General features: G+C 73.9%; 18 protein-coding genes. 4 read left to right on the forward strand and 14 right to left on the reverse strand.

All coding sequences use genetic code 11. The features are described from left to right. Position 1 precedes the first annotated feature (1 nt). From BJ968_RS21615 to BJ968_RS21640, 6 genes are all read right to left on the reverse strand, one after another. On the reverse strand, positions 2-979 hold the full coding sequence (locus BJ968_RS21615; protein ID WP_179755375.1) for a 3-hydroxyacyl-CoA dehydrogenase NAD-binding domain-containing protein: 978 nt from the start codon (positions 977-979) through the stop codon (positions 2-4). An 8-nt stretch (positions 980-987) separates the two neighbouring features. Beyond that, positions 988-1,761, reverse strand: coding sequence for a triose-phosphate isomerase family protein (locus BJ968_RS21620; protein WP_179755377.1), 774 nt, complete (start codon positions 1,759-1,761; stop codon positions 988-990). Between the two features lie 66 nt (positions 1,762-1,827). Continuing rightward, positions 1,828-2,328: a ribose-5-phosphate isomerase gene (locus BJ968_RS21625; RefSeq protein ID WP_343078200.1), complete on the reverse strand. Its 501-nt coding sequence runs from the start codon at positions 2,326-2,328 to the stop codon at positions 1,828-1,830. A 17-nt stretch (positions 2,329-2,345) separates the two neighbouring features. After that, entirely contained in the window at positions 2,346-4,055 is a 1,710-nt protein-coding gene (locus tag BJ968_RS21630; protein WP_179755379.1) for a dihydroxyacetone kinase family protein, read from the reverse strand. A 22-nt stretch (positions 4,056-4,077) separates the two neighbouring features. Further along, entirely contained in the window at positions 4,078-5,001 is a 924-nt protein-coding gene (locus BJ968_RS21635) for a sugar phosphate isomerase/epimerase family protein (protein WP_179757150.1), read from the reverse strand. Between the two features lie 153 nt (positions 5,002-5,154). Continuing rightward, positions 5,155-5,811: a GntR family transcriptional regulator gene (locus BJ968_RS21640; protein ID WP_179755381.1), complete on the reverse strand. Its 657-nt coding sequence runs from the start codon at positions 5,809-5,811 to the stop codon at positions 5,155-5,157. Positions 5,812-5,862: 51 nt separating this feature from the next. Between BJ968_RS21640 and BJ968_RS21645 the strand changes: the two genes are divergently transcribed. After that, on the forward strand, positions 5,863-7,200 hold the full coding sequence (locus BJ968_RS21645) for a M20/M25/M40 family metallo-hydrolase (RefSeq protein ID WP_179755383.1): 1,338 nt from the start codon (positions 5,863-5,865) through the stop codon (positions 7,198-7,200). Here BJ968_RS21645 and BJ968_RS21650 read toward each other — a convergent pair. Then, positions 7,184-7,744, reverse strand: coding sequence for a GNAT family N-acetyltransferase (locus BJ968_RS21650; RefSeq protein ID WP_179755385.1), 561 nt, complete (start codon positions 7,742-7,744; stop codon positions 7,184-7,186). The two genes, BJ968_RS21645 and BJ968_RS21650, sit on opposite strands and share 17 nt — an antisense overlap. A 50-nt stretch (positions 7,745-7,794) precedes the next feature. Here BJ968_RS21650 and BJ968_RS21655 point away from each other — a divergent pair, with 50 nt between their 5' ends. Continuing rightward, entirely contained in the window at positions 7,795-8,118 is a 324-nt protein-coding gene (locus tag BJ968_RS21655) for a helix-turn-helix domain-containing protein (protein WP_179755387.1), read from the forward strand. A gap of 8 nt (positions 8,119-8,126) precedes the next feature. Here BJ968_RS21655 and BJ968_RS21660 read toward each other — a convergent pair whose 3' ends face one another. The 7 genes from BJ968_RS21660 to BJ968_RS26020 all read right to left on the reverse strand — a co-directional run bounded on the left by BJ968_RS21660 (position 8,127) and on the right by BJ968_RS26020 (position 14,233). Further along, positions 8,127-8,600, reverse strand: a complete 474-nt coding sequence (locus BJ968_RS21660; RefSeq protein WP_179755389.1) for a hypothetical protein — start codon at positions 8,598-8,600, stop codon at positions 8,127-8,129. Positions 8,601-8,680: 80 nt separating this feature from the next. Further along, a complete protein-coding gene (locus tag BJ968_RS21665; protein WP_218885223.1) occupies positions 8,681-9,406 on the reverse strand; it encodes a YML083C domain-containing protein in 726 nt (241 codons plus the stop codon). Beyond that, positions 9,399-11,075, reverse strand: coding sequence for a hypothetical protein (locus BJ968_RS21670; RefSeq protein WP_179755391.1), 1,677 nt, complete (start codon positions 11,073-11,075; stop codon positions 9,399-9,401). The genes BJ968_RS21665 and BJ968_RS21670 overlap by 8 nt, the downstream gene beginning before the upstream one ends. A gap of 329 nt (positions 11,076-11,404) precedes the next feature. Further along, complete coding sequence (locus tag BJ968_RS21675) at positions 11,405-12,028, reverse strand: superoxide dismutase (RefSeq protein ID WP_179755393.1); 624 nt, start codon at positions 12,026-12,028, stop codon at positions 11,405-11,407. A gap of 110 nt (positions 12,029-12,138) precedes the next feature. Then, a complete protein-coding gene (locus tag BJ968_RS21680) occupies positions 12,139-13,026 on the reverse strand; it encodes an LGFP repeat-containing protein (RefSeq protein ID WP_179755395.1) in 888 nt (295 codons plus the stop codon). Positions 13,027-13,146: 120 nt separating this feature from the next. Further along, complete coding sequence (locus BJ968_RS21685; protein ID WP_179755397.1) at positions 13,147-13,671, reverse strand: TetR/AcrR family transcriptional regulator; 525 nt, start codon at positions 13,669-13,671, stop codon at positions 13,147-13,149. A 208-nt stretch (positions 13,672-13,879) separates the two neighbouring features. Continuing rightward, positions 13,880-14,233 (reverse strand): TetR family transcriptional regulator, encoded by a 354-nt coding sequence (locus BJ968_RS26020; protein ID WP_179755400.1) that lies wholly within the window; start codon positions 14,231-14,233, stop codon positions 13,880-13,882. 100 nt (positions 14,234-14,333) lie between these two features. Between BJ968_RS26020 and BJ968_RS21695 the strand changes: the two genes are divergently transcribed. Beyond that, the gene (locus tag BJ968_RS21695; protein ID WP_179748109.1) at positions 14,334-14,483 is read left to right on the forward strand and encodes a hypothetical protein; all 150 of its coding nucleotides are present in this window, start codon (positions 14,334-14,336) and stop codon (positions 14,481-14,483) included. Between the two features lie 64 nt (positions 14,484-14,547). Then, positions 14,548-14,679: a hypothetical protein gene (locus BJ968_RS26025; protein ID WP_281372758.1), complete on the forward strand. Its 132-nt coding sequence runs from the start codon at positions 14,548-14,550 to the stop codon at positions 14,677-14,679. Positions 14,680-14,701 lie beyond the last annotated feature (22 nt).

A 14,701-nucleotide genomic window follows, 5' to 3' on the forward strand; every position in this document is an offset into this window, starting at 1 on the left:
CTCACTCGGCCAGCGGCGAGGGCCCGAGCTCGTCGAGCAGCTCGGCCATCTTCTTGTAGGCCTTGTTGCGGTAGTCGATGAGGGCCGCGAGCTTCTCGGGCTCCAGCTCGAGGAAGCCCGAGCCGGTCTTGGTCCCGAACTTGCCCGCCTCCACGAGGGAGGTGAGGTTGGCGGGCGCGGAGAGCCGGTCGCCGAAGTGGTTCTCCAGCACCTTGAAGCCCTTGGCGTAGACGTCGAGGCCCGCCATGTCGGCGATGGCGAACGGCCCGAAGAACGGCAGCCGGAAGCCGAAGGTCGTGGAGACGATGGTGTCGACGTCGGCGGGGGTGGCGACACCCTCCTCGACGACCGTCATGGCCTCCTTGAGCAGGACGTACTGCAGGCGGTTGAGGACGAAACCGGGCACGTCCTTGACCTGGGCGCCGCGGCGGCCGGCGCGGGTGAGCAGGTCGTCGATGAGCGGCAGGACGGCCGGGTCGGTGGCCTCGCCGGTGACGAGCTCGACACCGGGGATGAAGGGGGCCGGGTTGGAGAAGTGCACGGTGAGGAACAGGGAGGCGTCCTCGAAGGCCTCGGCGAGCACCTTCACCGGGATGGTGGAGGTGTTCGTGCCGATGATCGTGCCGGGGGTGACGGCCTTCTCGACGCGCGACAGCACGTCCTTCTTGACGGCCGGGTCCTCGAAGACGGCCTCCTCGACGAAGTGGACGTCGGCGACGGCCTCCTCGATCGAGGCGGCGGGGTGGAACTTCTCCTTGAGGACCTCGGTGCTGCCGGGCGCGAACAGGCCCTGGCCCTCGAACAGCTCGGACTCCTTCAGCAGCCGCTCGTAGTTGCGCTGCGTGGACTCCTGGTCGGCGTCGGCCAGCCAGACGTCGTTGCCGGCCAGGGCCAGCGACTGGGCGATGCCGCCGCCCATGTAGCCGGTGCCGATCTGGGCGACCTTGGTGATCTTGTCGGTGCGGGGTGCGGTGGGCACGGGATCTCCTACGAGGGGTTGTCCACCCGGTTGAGCGGGTGGGCCGCGATCTCCTGGATCACGGCCTGGAAGTTGGCGACGTCGTGGGCGAAGCGACCCAGGAACAGGCCGTCGACGCCTTCGGCGACGTCGGTGAACATGCCGGGGCCGGCGCTCCCCCCGTAGAGGATGCGGGTGACCCCGGAGCGGTGCGAGAGGGCGTCGCGCAGTCGTGTGGTGACCCCCACGACGTGCTCCGGCGGGGCCGGTTCGGTCTGCCCGATCGCCCAGTTGGGCTCGTAGCCGATGGCGACCTCGGCGTCGGCGGGGACGTCCTCGAGCGCGGCCAGCACCTGGCTGATGGTGGTGCGGGCCGCGTCGTCGACGTCGATGCGGACGTTCTCCCCGATGCACACGAGGGGGACGAGCCCGTTGCGGGCCGCCGCGGCGGCCTTGCGGGCGGTGACGATGTCGTCCTCGGCGAACATGCGGCGACGCTCGGCGTGCCCGATCTCGACGAAGCGGGCGCCGGCCTCGCGCAGGGCGGCGGGGGAGACCTCGCCGGTGAGGGCGCCGAAGTCCTCCCAGGAGGCGTCCTGGGCCCCGATGTGGATCCCCGTCCCGCGCAGCAGGTCGATGCCCGTGGTGACGGTGAGGAAGTCGGGGATGACGAAGGCGTCCACACCGGCCTCGGAGACCACTGGAGCCAGAGCCGCGACGTCGGCGAGGTAGCTGCGCGTGCGGGCCAGCGAGAAGTACATCTTGAGGCTGACCCCGACGAGCGGGCGGTGACGGGTCGTCATGGTGGCGGTGGCTCCAGCGGTCTGTAGAGGTGGCTCAGCAGGACCCGACGGTACCTGCCTGGCCCGTCAGCAGGAGGAGGCGGAGGTCTCCCCGTCGGTGGCGGCGGTCTCGTACCCGGTGATCGCGTCGACCTTGGCGGCCGAGGCGCTCGAGGTGTCGAAGACGTAGCCCAGGAACTCCTTCGCCAGCCGGCGGGCCAGCTCCTTGCCGATGACGCGCTCGCCCAGGGTCAGGACCTGGCCGTCGTTGGACAGCACCAGGCGCTCGACCGAGAAGGAGTCGTGGGCCACCGAGGCGCGGATCCCGGGGACCTTGTTGGCGGCGATGGCCACCCCCATGCCGGTGCCGCAGACGAGGATGCCGCGGTCGGCCTCACCGGCGGCGATCTTGCGGGCCGCGGCGACCGCCACGTGCGGGTAGGCGGTCTTGTCGGTGTCGCTGTTCACGCCGACGTCGAGGACCTCCTTGACGCGCGGGTCCTTGAGCAGGTCGGCCTTGATGGCCTCCTTGTAGGAGACCCCGGCCTCGTCGGCGGCCAGGACGACGCGCCACTGCAGATCGGTCACGGTTTCTTCCTCTTCTCTCAGAGCTTCTCGGCGACGGTGCGCGTCACTAGCGCGAGGGAGACCGCCCCGGCGTCGGGGTGTCCCAGGGACCGCTCGGCCAGCGGCCGGGCGCGCCCGATCTGCGGGCGCAGGTCCTTGGTCGCCTCGGCGGCCTCGGTGGCGGCCTGCGCAGCCGCGGTGAACGCCGTCTTCAGGTCGTCCCCGGCCCCGACGCGCTCGGCCAGGGTCTCGGCGAAGGGGACCTGGGCGTCCAGCATCGTCTTGTTGCCCACCCGTGCCCCGGCCAGGCGCTGGACGGCCTCGACGCTGGCGGTGGCCCCGGCGGCGACCTGGGCGGCGGTGGGCTTGCCCTCGTCGCCGAGCTGGTCGGCGAAGGCGTGCAGCAGCACGCCCCAGATGACCCCGCTGGTGCCACCGGCGCGGTCGGCCCAGGCCCCACCGGCCGCGGCCAGGGTGGCGCCCGCGCCGGCCCCGGCGTCGGCGGCGGCGCGGGCGGCGGCCGCGGCGGCGACCGAGCCGTTGACCATGCCGGTGCCGTGGTCGCCGTCACCGGCGATGGCGTCGATGCGGCCCAGTTCGGCCTCGGCGTCCTTGAGGACGTCGCGCACGGCCTCGATGAGCCCGGCGACCTGCTGGCCGGCCTCGTTGGCTTCGGCCGGGGTGCCGCTGTAGTCGGCGACCTCGTCCTCGGGCACCTCGTAGACGGGGGCGGGGGTGGTCTCGATGGTCGTCCCGACGGACAGGGCCGGGCACTGGGCCGGCGCGGTCCACAGGGTTTCCAGCTCCTCGTCCAGCCAGGTGACCGTCAGGGACGCGCCGGCCATGTCCAGGCTGGTGACCAGCTCCCCGACCTGGGGGGCGACGATCTCGTACCCGGCCTCGCGCAGGCGCTTGGCGATCGGCACGTAGAGCAGGAACAGCTCCTCGTACTTGGTCGAGCCCAGGCCGTTGACCAGGACCGCGACCTTCCCGCCGTCCGGCGTCCCCTCGGGCTTGCCGGCCAGGACCTTCTCGACCAGCAGGTCCGCGATCTCGGTGGGGGTCCCGATGGGTTCCTCGGAGATGCCCGGCTCGCCGTGGATGCCGAGCCCGACACCCATGTGGCCGGGGGTGACGGTGAACAGCGGTTCGGTCTCGCCCGGCAGGGTGCAGCCGGCGAAGGCGATGCCCATGGACCGGGTGACGTCGTTGGCGTGGCGCGAGACGCGCACGACGCCGTCGAAGTCGTAGCCCGCCTCGGCGGCGGCACCGGCGATCTTGAAGGCGACGACGTCGCCGGCGATGCCGCGGCGCTGCCCGTTGGCGCCCTGGCCCTCGGAGGCGACGTCGTCGGTCACGACGAGCAGCTCGGCCGGGATGCCCTCGGCGCGCAGGCGCTCGGCGGCCAGGCCGAAGTTGAGGATGTCCCCGGCGTAGTTCCCGAAGCCCAGCACGACGCCGCCGCCGCGGTTGGCGGCCTTGGCCACGTCGTACACCCAGCGCGTGGAGGGGGAGGCGAACACGTTGCCGCACACGGCCCCGTCGGCCAGGCCCGGCCCGACGTAACCCGCGAAAGCGGGGTAGTGCCCCGACCCGCCGCCGGCGATGACCGCGACCTTGCCCTCGGGCGTGGCGGTCGAGCGGATCACCCCGTGCGGCACCGGCTGCACGAAGTGCGAGTACAGGTCGACGAACCCCGCCACGGAGTCGTCGACGAACTCGGACGGGTCACCGAAGATCTTCGTCATGCGAACGGTCTCCTTCGATCGCTCAGTGGTTGCCGGCGCCGCTGCTGAACGGCTGGTGGTGGGTCGCCTTGGGCAGGACGCGACGGATGTACTCGCGGTTGGTCGCGCCGACGCTGATGCTGTCGCCGCCGTAGTGTTCCACGCAGAAGGCGCCGCGGAAACCGGCCTCGAGGGCCATGCCGATGGCCTTGCGGTAGTTGATGGTCCCGAACTCCAGGGGAGCCGGGTGGGTGCGCACGGAGCCGGTCGACGGCTCCTCGTCGCGGTAGTAGTTCTTCAGGTGCCAGTAGTTCGTGTAGGGGAACGTCTTGGCGGCGATCTCCTCCCACGGCTCCACCTCGCGGTGCAGGCGCAGGATGTTGCCGAAGTCGGGGTTGAGGCCGACGTTGTCGTACCCGACGTCCTGGACGAACTGCACCATGCCGTCGGCGGTGCCGAGGTAGGTGTCCTCGTACATCTCCAGGGCGATCTGGACACCGACCTCCTGGGCGTGGCGGGCCAGCTCCTTGATCTTGCCGACGGCGACCGCGCGGACGTCGTCGCTGAAGTCGTCGGAGTAGCCCGGCTCCAGCCAGAACCACAGCGCCTTGGCCTGGGCGGGGGTGAAGCCGCGCATGAAGCCGAAGTTGACGACGGGGATGCCGATCGCGGCGCACGCGTCGATCGCGCGGTGGGAGTAGGCCAGGTTCTCGTCGGCCTTCTCGTGGTCCATGACCGAGCGGCGCGAGGTGGAGAACGCGGGGATCTGCAGCCCCGCCCCGCGCACGGTCCGCGCGAACTCCTGCTGGCGGGCCGGGGACAGGTCGGCGATCCGGATCCAGGTGTCGGTCGGGTCGATGCAGGTGTAGCCCGCGTCGGTCATGACCTCGAGGGTCTTCGCCCAGCCCTCGGCGGGCTGGTCCTGCACGGTCGTGCCGTCCGGCAGCACGTGGGGGTGCGGCATCATCGGGACGGTGATCGGCCAGTTCTGGCGGGTCAGGACGTCCGGGAAGCCGTCGAACACCCGGGTCGTGCCGTTCGCGTCGTCGCTCACGTTCTCCACTCCTGTGGTCGTCGTCCTGCGGATTCTATAGAAAATCACGTCCGTTGGCGAGCGCCGTCACCCGACCGCGCGGTCGAGCACCCCCCGCAGGTGCCGGCGCATGGCCTCGGCGGCTGCGCCGGGATCGTGCTCCTCGAAGGCGAGCACGATGGCCTCGTGCTCGGTGACGCTCTCGTGGGCGTCCTGCACCCTCTCCTCCACCTGGTGCAGACGCTGCACGAAACCGCGGAAGGAGTCCAGGGTCCGGACGATGAACGGGTTGCCGGTGCCCTCGGCGAGCAGCTCGTGGAAGGACCAGTCCGCCTCGAGGTAGTGCTTGAAGCCGGTGTAGCCGGGGCCCGTGGGGGCGGTGCGCTGGGCCTCGACGGCGGCGTGCAGGCGGGCCACGAAGGCGTCGTCGGCGCGCGCGCAGGCCCGTTCGGCGTTGCCGGGCTCGACGAGCAGGCGCACGTCGACGAGCTGGGCGAGCTCCTCGGGCGAGAGCAGGGCCGCGGCGCGGTAGCCGCGGCGGGCGCTGCGCACCACCAGGCCGGAGCCCTCCAGGCGGGCCAGGGCCTCGCGGACGGGGGTCGCCGAGACGCCGAGGCGGGCGGCCAGGCTCTGGGTGCGCAGGGGGGAGCCGGGTTCGAGGCCCTGGTTCATGAGCAGCTCGAGGATGGCGTCGTGGACGGTGTCCGTCAGTCCGCGCGGTGCCGCCATCGACCAGTCGTCCATGGGACGGGGACGCTACCGGAGCGGCGGACCGGCCCGAGTACGGTTGCCCGGGTGAGCGCCGACACCAGCACCGGACAGGGATCCCACGCGGCCGAGGCCGAGGTCGTCGACCTGTGTCGCGACCTGCTGCGCATCGACACGTCGAACTACGGCGACGGCTCGGGCCCGGGGGAGCGCGTCGCGGCCGAGCACGTCGCCGAGCTGCTGCACGAGGTGGGCCTGCAGCCGGAGTACGTGGAGGGCTTCCCCCGGCGCGGCAACGTGGTCGTGCGGGTGCCCGGGGACGAGCGGGGCACGGCCGAGCGCGGTGCGCTGCTGCTGCACGGCCACCTCGACGTCGTCCCGGCGCGGGCCTCGGACTGGAAGGTCGACCCGTTCTCCGGCGAGGTCGCCGACGGCTGCCTGTGGGGCCGCGGCGCGGTCGACATGAAGGACATGGACGCCATGCTGCTGGCCGTCCTGCGCGACCTGGCCCGCACGGGCACCAGGCCGCCGCGGGACCTCGTGTTCGCGTTCCTGGCCGACGAGGAGGCCGCGGGCGTCCAGGGCGCGCAGTGGCTGGTGGACAACCGGGCCGACCTGTTCGAGGGCGTCACCGAGGCCGTCAGCGAGGTGGGGGGTTTCTCGGTCGACCTCGACGGGCAGCGGACGTACCTGCTGCAGACGGCGGAGAAGGGCCTGGCGTGGCTGCGCCTGGTGGCCCACGGCCGCGCCGGGCACGGTTCGCAGGTCGGGACCGACAACGCGGTGACGCGCCTGTGCGCGGCGGTGACGCGGATCGGCGAGCACACCTGGCCGCTGGAGTACACCGCGACGGTGCGGCAGTTCCTGGAGGGCGTCTCGGAGATCACCGGCGTCCGCTTCGACGAGGACGACCCGTCGGCGCTGCTGGCCAAGCTCGGGACGACGGCGCGGTGGGTGGGGGCGACGCTGCAGAACACCTCGAACCCGACGGCCCTGGACGCCGGGTACAAGCACAACGTGATCCCCGGGACGGCGAGCGCCCTCATCGACACGCGGTTCCTGCCGGGCCGGCAGGAGGAGCTCATGGCGACGATCCGGGAACTGGCCGGTGAGCGCGTCGACGTCGAGGTCGTCAACGAGTCGGTGGCGCTGGAGACGGAGTTCGCGGTGCCGCTGGTGGACCGGATGCGGGCGGCGCTGGAGGCCGAGGACCCGGGGGCGAAGGTGCTGCCGTACTGCCTGTCGGGGGGTACCGACAACAAGTCGTTCTCCCACCTGGGGATCCGCGGTTACGGGTTCGCGCCGCTGCGGTTGCCGGCGGGGATGGACTTCGCCGGGATGTTCCACGGGATCGACGAGCGGGTCCCGGTGGACGCCCTGGAGTTCGGGGTGCGGGTGCTGCAGCGGTTCATCGCGACCTGCTGAGGTCGCCGGGTTCGTCGGCGTCCCAGACCGGTCCGCCGGGGTGCTCGGCGAGGAACAGCCGGGACACGCCGTCGTGCCACAGACCGTCGACGATCCCGAGGTCGCGCATGCCGGCCCGGGTGGCGGTGGCGCGGCTGCGGGTGTTCTCGGGGTGCGTCAGGGCCCACACCTGCCGGTGGCCGGCGGCGAAGGCCAGGCGCACCGCCCGGCGGGCCGCGGCCGTGGCGTAGCCGTGGCCCTCGGCGTCGGGGTGCAGGTACCAGCCGACCTCCACCTCCCCGTGCAGCGCGTTCGGGGCGGGGAACAGCAGCACGCTGCCCACGGGCTCGCTGCGGTCGGGGGCCACGACGGCCCAGGTGCCGAGGGGGTCGGCGTGGGCCAGGGCCCACTGCTCGATCCGCTGGCGGGCCTGCTCGACGTCGGTCAGGGGGGTGCGCGCGGCCTCGCCGAACCAGCGGGTGACCTCCGGGCGGCGCAACAGGTCGAACAACCGCGGCGCGTCCTGCGGGCGCCACAACCGCAGGCTCACCTCGGGGGGTTCCACGCGGGCGACCCTACTGGTCGGGCCGGTGGCGGCGGCCGTACCGTGCTGCGGTGCCCCGCTACGACCGAGACGAGGTCGCCCGCCGTTCCGGCCACGCGACGTGGGAGGACGCCGTGCGCGCCACGGCGGACCTGACGCAGCAGGAGGCCGGGGCGGTCCTGGGCGTCAGCCACCCGACGGTGCGGTCGTGGCGGGCGGAGCTGGGCGTGGGGGTGGCCGCGCCGCGGACGTCGGCGCCCGAGCGCGCCGCGGCCTTCCGCGCCGACGAGCGCGACGCGCGGCACGGCAGCGCCAACGGGTACCGCAACCTGGGGTGCCGCTGCGCGCGGTGCACGGCGGCGTGGACGGACTACCAGCGCCAGCGGCGCGGCTGAGCGCGGGGTCAGTCCTCCGGCGTGGCGCCCGTGAGGGCGTTCACCGCGTCGCGGGGGCTGGTGCCGTCCGCGCGGGCGGCGACGGCGGCGTCGACGAACGTCAGCAGGACCTCCTCGACCGGTTCGCCGTCGCGGGTGTCCCAGTGCTCCGGCGTCAGGGCCTGGGCGAACTCGGCGAAGGCGTCCGCGGAGGCCGCCCGGTCGGCGAACTGCCCGTCGGTGGCCTCCTGCCAGCGCGCCCACGCCGCCGGGAAGGCCCGGCCCTGCTCGGGCGACTCGGCGTAGCGCAGCACGGTGCCGACCGTCGCGGCGTCCAGGCCGTGCGGGGGCAGCGCCAGGGCCGTCGCGGCGGCGGGGTGGTCGGCGACGATGTCGAGGGTCCCGGCCCGTTCGGCGTCGTCGAGGAAGCGTTCGAGGCTGCGGTGGTTGCCTGCGGGCCACGGCATCGTCTTGGCGCAGTGGGTGCGTCGTGTGGTGGCCATGACCGTCACGTTCCGTTCCGTCGCGGTGGTGTTCCTGCCCCCGAGTCTGGCACGTGGCCCGCGCCCGCCCGTGGCCGGGTTCAGTAGACCGTGGCCTCCACGCCCACGACGTCCAGGCCGCCGTCGGCGCTGATCCTGCTCAGGTAGGCCCGGTCGGCGACCTCCCCGGCCAGCCAGCCCAGCGGGTCGTCACCCTCACCCCGCGAGCGCGAGAGGGCCTTGGACACCGCGTACCCGCCCTTGGCCCCGACCTCGACGGTGGTGCCGTCCACCAGCGTCAGGCGGAACCGCACGTTCCTGCGACCGCCGCGCTGGCTGCGCGCGGCGCTGCGCAGGATCTCCAGCAGCCGCTGGCGGGCCCGCTCGCGCCCGGGGCCGTCGCTGCGCGGGGCGGTCACCAGGTGCTGGCGCGCGCCACCGGGCAGGTACGTCGTCTCGCTGCGGTACGCCCCGGGGCCGGCCGGCCGCCGGCGCGCGGACGGGCCGGCGGGCGGTGCGGGGACCTCCGGGGCGCCGGTGGGCTCGCTGGGGCGTCGGGTCGGCTGCCCCGCAGCGCGGGGGGCCCGGACGCGCACGAGTTCCCCGTCGCGGCCCCGGCGGCGCGGCGGCGGGGTGCGCGAGCGTCCCGTGCGCTCCAGCTCCTCCAGCGCGGCGACGTACAGCTGCCCGCTGCTCTCCCCGCGCACCACCTTGCGGATCATCCGCGGGGAACGTCCCAGCTCGCGGGCGATCTCGGTGGTGCTCAGCCCGTAGGCGCGCAGGTCGGCGATCAGGTCCGCGGCGCTGCGCCCGGACGCCTCAGGCATCGACCTGGTCCGTGGCCGCGACGTCGGCGGTGGGCTCACCCGCACCGGCGGCGACCAGCGCCTCCTCGACGCCGGCGGCCTCGGCCCGCTGGCGCAGCCGGTTGCGCTCGGCCGTGGTCGAGGGGAGCTTCGTCGAGGCCAGCCACCCCTGCAGCCGCATGCGCCCCACCTCGCCGTCGTCCCCGCCGCCGGGGACGGTCACCGGCAGGGACCACGCGGGGACCGACGTCGTGTAGATCGCGTCGCCGTTGACGCCCAGCAGGGTCGCCGGGTCGACCGACAGCGCCCCGCCCGCGTACGTCATGCCCGCGCCCGGCAGCCGCTTCGACAGCGCGGTGGGGCACTCCAGCACCCTGGCCCGCCCCCGGGACCACACCTGCGCGGCCAGTTCGGGGCGGTACAGCGCCGCCGCCTGCCCCGCGGGCCGGGCCGCACGGGTGCGGTAGGCGAACGCGTCGCCGTGGCGCACCACGGTGGCCGCCGCGTGCGCGGGGACCTCGCGCGCCGACCACACCACGTGGGTGGTCTCGCGGCCGCGGGAGGCGAACGCCCCGATGCCCTGGATGAGGACGGCGCGCACCGCGCTGACCGCCGCGGCCCGCACCGGCGCCGGCAGGTCGCGGTCCTGCGTCAGGCGCTCGCGGGCCCGGCGCAACCGGTCGGCCCAGGTGTCCAGCACGCGGGCCTTGGTGAACTCGATCCCCTCGAGGACCTCGACGTCCCAGCCGCCGTCCAGGGCGAGCTTCAGTTCCACCCCGTCCACCCACGTGCGGCCGCGGGCGCCGGGCACGTTCGGGTAGTGCCACCCGTCCTGGACGTCGTCGTGGGCCACCGGCAGCACGCCCAGGGTGTCCCACCACTCGGGGACGGTGAACTCGACGTGGAAGCGCGCCCGGGCGTACGGGCTGGTGGTGAGCAGTTCCTCGGCCTGGGCGGCGGTCAGCCGTCGCGCCGGCCCGGTGCCGAGTTCCCGGCACAGGGACGCGTACATGAAACGCCCGTCCACGTAGGAGAAACCGCCGTGGGAGGTCGCGCCCAGGTCGACCAGGGGCCGGCACCCGCCGCAGCCGCAGGCGCTGGGGCCGGTGGTGAGGTGCTCGATGCGGTGCTGACCGGCGGTGCGGTGCAGCAGCTCGGCCACGTCCTCGTCGAGGGGTTCGGGGTCCACGGTCCGCGGCAGCGACTGCGCCCACAACTGGGTGCCGGTGGCGGCGGGGGACTTCAGCAGCTCGGCGTCGCGGGCCACGGACCGGATCGCCTCCGACGTCGCGACCCAGGCCTGGCGCGCCTCGTCGGGGGTGAGGTCCCCGTCGGCGGAGGTGAACCACTCCGCGGCGGTGCGGACCTCCAGCTTGTCGCCGGTGGTGTCGTGGGTGAACCGCCCGGTGGGCGGGCTGGACAGCCAGTGCCCGCCCTCGGTCCACCCGGGGGTGGGGGTGATGAGCCAGTGGGTCTCGCCCGCGCCCGTCGTCGGGACCTTGCCGGTGAGCATGATGCGCTCGGCGCGCAGGTTGTGGGCGGTGTTCAGCAGCTCGGCCAGCGTCGGGCGCTTGCGCCGGCCCTCGATCACGGGGGTGACGCGGGCGCCGGAGTCGGTGACGCCGATGCCGGTGGTGTGGTCCAGCCAGACGGTGGGGATCGGGCGGACCTTCCACGGGACGGGTCTCATCGTGCGGCTCCGGCGGGTTGCGGTGAGGGGGTCGACGGTCCGGGGCGCGTGCGGCCCCGGCGGCGGCGCAGGAGGGGCGACCCGGTGTCCCGCGGGCGGTCGCCCCCGGCGGGCGTGGAGCGAGGCGGCATCGGGGCGTCTCCGGGGTCGGGGAGTGCGCCGAGGCTAACACCGGGCCCGCTCGACCGACGGGATCCGGCCGGTGGTGCGCCGCTGCGTGGCGCCCGCCCCCGGGAGCCGGTCCCCGCGCAGCGCGCGAGGGGGTGGGACCGGTGCGGTTCCACCCCCTCCTCAGCCGGCGCCGTCCAGGCGACGCCTCAGGTGACGTCTCAGGGGACGATCAGCCCGACGGTCTGGGTACGGGCCCGGTCGAAGCGGGACTGGGCGTCGGCCCAGTTCACCACGTTCCACCACGCCTTGACGTAGTCGGGCTTGACGTTCTTGTAGTCCAGGTAGAACGCGTGCTCCCACATGTCCAGCAGCACGATCGGGACCAGGCCCAGGGCCAGGTTGGACTGCTGGTCGTACAGCTGGACGTTGATCAGCTTCTGGCCGATGGAGTCCCAGGCCAGGATCGACCAGCCCGAGCCCTGGATGCCCAGCGCGGTGGCGGTGAAGTGGGCGCGGAAGCCGTCGAAGGAGCCGAAGTGCTCGTCGATGGCCGCGGCCAGCTCCCCGGTGGGCTTGTCGCCGCCGTCGGGGGACAGGTTGGGCCAGAACACCGAGTGGTTGACGTGCCCACCGAGGTTGAAGGCCAGGTTCTTCTCGTGCAGGTTGACCGTGGCCAGGTCGTTCTTGTCGCGGGCCTCGGCCAGCTTCTCCAGGGCCGTGTTGACGCCGGCGACGTAGGTGGCGTGGTGCTTGTCGTGGTGCAGCTCCATGATCGCCCCGGAGATGTGGGGCTCGAGCGCGGAGTAGTCGTAGGGCAGATCCGGAAGGGTGTACTCAGCCATGGACCCGACCCTGGCACCTGCAGCGCACTGCAGATCAAGGGCGCGTGACCGGGATCACCAGCCGGTGCCCGGCGTGGTGCGCCGGCCCTCGCGCACCACGCCGCACCCGGTCAGCGCGCCGCGCCGGAGACGACCGCTCCCGCGGCGGGGGTCCAGGTGATCGAACCGCCCTGGAAGTCGCTGCGCCGCCCGCCGGGCACGTCGTACTCGTCGCTGGTGGGGTACCCCAGCCGGCCGGTCTCCCAGCCCTGCCGCGCCCAGGCGTCGCGGATGGCGCCGCGGACCAGGTGCGCGCCGGTGGCCGGGGACCAGTAGACCGACCCGCCCTGGAAGTGGTTGAAGGCCCCGCCGGGCAGGGGCGCCTCGGTGGTCGTGGGATAACCCAGGACCCCGTTCTCCCAGCCGGTGGTGCCCCACGCGGCGAGGATGAGCCCGCGCACGGCCTGGGCGCCGGTGGCGGGGGACCAGTAGACGGAACCGCCCTGGAAGCGGTTGAAGGCGCCGCCGCGCAACGGGTTCTCGCCGGTGGTGGGCAGGTGCAGCCAGGAGTTCTCCCAGCCCAGGTCGGCCCAGCGGCCCTCGATGGCCCCGCGGACGTCCTGCGCACCGGTCGCCGGCGACCAGTAGACGGAGCCGTGGGTGAAACGCGTGTACCGGGCGGAACCGTCCGGAGTGGTCAACTCGCAGGTGGTCGCCGCGCCCAGCACGCCACCGGCTCCACCCAGGGCGACCCACCGGTCGCGGATGGCGCCCTGGACACCGCACGGGGCGGGCGGCGCCGGGTTGTCCGGCACCGGAGCGGTGGGGCGGTGCGGGAGGGACTCGCAGGCGAGGCCGTCCTTCGGGTTGCCGTCGAGGCCGTCGGGATCGCCGGGGTGGGCGTTCATCCACGCCTGGGCGTCCTCCTGGTAGGTGAAGTCCGAGCAGTCCACGTCCCCGATGTGGTCGGCCCAGGCCGGTGCCCCGCTCAGCGTCCCGACGCACACCGCCGCCAGCACGGCAGCAGCCCCACGCCGTGCCCACGTCCCCCTGGCCATGTCCATCCCCCCGTCCCGTGGCGGAGCTCCGGTGCTCCGCCGCCTCAAGCTAGCGGGTCGACCAGGAGTTGCGGGGCCGGTTCACGGAACCCGCGCGGAGGTGACGGACTCACGGTGCGGGCCCTCCCCGCGCGTCGCCGTCCGCCGGTGCCGCGCTGTGCTCGGCGGCGGTGGCGGTGACGTGCTGCAGCAGCAGGTCCACCCCCAGGCGGCGCGGGCGGCGTCCACCCCGCCGGCCGGCAGCAGTTCCAGGACGCGGTCGTGGAGCCGCACGGCGCGCGGGCCGTGCGGGCGCAGGACCAGCGCCGAGCGGGCCAGGCCCGGGTGGGCCAGCAGGACGTCGCGGTAGGCGGTCAGCACCTCCTCCGGGTTCGTCCGCCACCGGGCGGCGCGTGCGGCGGCGGGTGGTTCGACCACCGGGGCCAGGAGTTCGTCGAGGACGGCGGCGCGCAGTTCGGCGGTGTCGGCGACGTAGGCGTGGAGGGGGGACCGGCCGGTGTCCAGGGCCTGGGCCACCCGTCGGACCGTGGCCTTCTCCAGCCCTTCCTCCAGCCCCTCGGCGCGGACGATCGCGACCGCCTCGTTGACGATCCACTCCCGGGACAACGCCGGTGTGGCCGGCCGTTCGCGACGGCTGCGCCCGGCGGGGGGATCGGGGGACCGGGTTCGGTGGGAGGCGCGACGCAGCTCCAACGAACGTGTTCGTCGCGAACGAGGTCGTCACGAACGTGTTCGTGACGACCTCCGGTCGGGCTGGTCGGCGCCCCGGGTGCTGTGCGGGACGCCTACCGTGCGCGGTAGCGGGTGAGGGTGGTCAGCACGGCTTCCTCCACCGCACGCGCGGCCGCCTCGAAGCAGCCGCGCACCTCCTCGGAGAACGGTAGTTCGCCGAGGCTGAACTGCCGGCGCCCTCCGGGTCGGCGGGGTCGAGCGGTGCGGCCGGTCGCCCGGGCGGCGTCCACACCTGCTCGACGATCGCGTCGAACAGCGCGTCCTCGGTCGGGAACTGCTTGAACAGCGTCGCCTGGGAAACCCCGGCGGTAGTGGCGATCTGCGCCAGGGAGGTCCGGGCGAAACTCCAGGTGTCGGAGAGCGTCGCGGCGGCGGTGAGGATCGTGGCCCGCTCGTCGGCGGCGACCTGCTGGTGGGACGAGGACGTACCCGGCACGGCCCGAGGGTGGTCGACGGCGGTCCCCTCGACGCGCCTCGCGGAACTCGTCGTCCACGTGAGGTGAGTCGACCGGCTCACCTCACCGGAGGGGAACAGCGTGGAGCAGCGGTTCAGCGCGGACGTCGTCCTCGTCACCGGAGCCACCGGCGGCACGGGCGCGTCCCACGTCCGCGGCTACCACGTCGAGGGGCCCGCGTCCTGGTCGCCGGCCGTCGGGACGACACCGCGTGGGCCGTCCGCCGGCTGACCCGGACCGCTGCGCTGGAGCTGGGCCGCGACGGCGTCAGGGGGAACTCTGTGCACCGGGCGTCGTGTCCACCCCCTTCGTCCACGACCCGGTCCCCGGGTCCGACGTCGTGATCGCGCAGGCCCACTCACCGCAGGTCTGCGCCATCCTGCTGCTGGGCCCGGCGCTGGCCGCCGCGGGGACGGCCGGCGCCTGACCGCCCCACCCGACGGCCCGGG

It is taken from the genome of Kineococcus aurantiacus (assembly GCF_013409345.1).
In the GTDB taxonomy this organism is placed as follows: Bacteria; Actinomycetota; Actinomycetes; order Actinomycetales; family Kineococcaceae; genus Kineococcus; species Kineococcus aurantiacus.